The 1,418-nt window shown below is 39.5% G+C and carries 1 protein-coding gene and 1 pseudogene; both read left to right on the forward strand.

The genetic code is table 11. The features are described 5' to 3' along the window. The first annotated feature begins 39 nt into the window (after window positions 1–39). Complete coding sequence (locus OA91_RS24790; protein ID WP_063340072.1) at window positions 40–546, forward strand: helix-turn-helix domain-containing protein; 507 nt, start codon at window positions 40–42, stop codon at window positions 544–546. Beyond that, window positions 543–1,388 (forward strand): annotated as a pseudogene (locus OA91_RS23730) (IS3 family transposase); the annotation flags it as partial. The gene OA91_RS24790 and the pseudogene OA91_RS23730, both read left to right, overlap by 4 nt. Between the last annotated feature and the right edge of the window lie 30 nt (window positions 1,389–1,418).

Genomic DNA, 1,418 nt, shown 5'->3' on the forward strand with positions numbered 1-1,418 from the left:
CCCCCAATAGTTGGACAAACTAATTACTGGGGGTCTTTTATGTCCAAATATAGTCGTGAGTTAAAACTTCTCGTTGCCAAGGCGTGTTTAGATAGCACATCTTCTTGCCAACTTGAAAAACAATATTCAATTCCCGCTAGCCAGATTCGCTACTGGTCTCAAGTCTTTGCAATCCATGGCGTAAATTCATTTCTGCCAACAACACATGCCCAATGCGCTTCCTCTAAATTAAAAGCATTAAGATTGATGTGGTCGAATGATTGGTCTATCGCCCATACAAGCGCTGTTTTAAATCTTTCTTCCCCAGGTACACTATGGGTTTGGCTTAAGCGATATCATGAGCAAGGTATCACAGGACTTAACAATCACCGCATAGGACTTCAATCAATGAAATCACTCTCAAATACAACGCAAAAGCCAGATGAAGAGTTAACAATTGATGAGCTAAAAGAAGAGTTAGCCTATTTACGTGCCGAGAATGCGCTTTTAAAAAAGTTGGAAGAGCTAGAACAACAAAAGCGCAAACGAGCGAAGAAAAAGCGTTAAGTGTTTTAGCTCTCAAAACACATCACACGTTAAAGCATTTACTGCAAGCTGCAGCATTGCCAAAAAGTGTTTTTTATTATCAGGTTAAGGCAAGTCGGCAGCCAGATCCCTATCAACGTGAGCGTGAGATGATCCGGTCGATATACCATGAGCATAAAGGACGCTATGGTTACCGACGTATCTACTTAACCTTGAGAAGAAAAGGCGTCTTACTTAATCATAAAACCGTGCAGCGGTTAATGTCTCAAATGAATTTGAAATCAACAGTGAGACCAAAGAAGTACCGCTCTTATCGTGGTGAAGTCGGTAGTGTTGCTGAAAATATACTGAAGCGTAATTTTAAGACATCAAAACCTAATGAAAAGTGGGTAACAGATGTTACAGAGTTTAGGGTGAAAGACGTCAAAGTTTATCTCTCACCAATAGTCGATCTTTTTAATCAGGAGGTGATTGCCTACAAGGTTGAAAAGAATGCTCGCTTACCACTGGTAACAGAGATGATGAAAGAGGCGATAGAGAAACTAGATGAAAACACGAAACCAATAGTACATAGTGATCAAGGTTGGCAGTATCAACACAAAGCTTATCAAAAAATGTTAAAAGACAAAGGGTTGGCACAGAGCATGTCGAGAAAAGGAAATTGCTTGGACAATGCGGTCGCAGAAAACTTTTTTGGTTTATTGAAAAGTGAGATGTATCACGGAAAAAGCTTCGAAAACGCAGATGAACTTATTATGAAAATAGAAGAGTATATTGAGTATTACAATACTCAAAGAATTAAGGTAAAACTAAAAGGCCTGACACCGATAGAGTATCGATATCAGGCCTTACAAGCAGCTTAACAAAGCGTCCAACTTTATGGGGTCACTTCA

Source organism: Marinomonas sp. SBI8L (assembly GCF_001624705.1).
Lineage (GTDB): Bacteria > Pseudomonadota > Gammaproteobacteria > Pseudomonadales > Marinomonadaceae > Marinomonas.

Coding starts and splice junctions, on each gene's coding strand:
- OA91_RS24790 (WP_063340072.1), top strand. CDS start 40: ATGTCCAAATATAGTCGTGAGTTAAAACTTCTCGTTGCCAAGGCGTGT.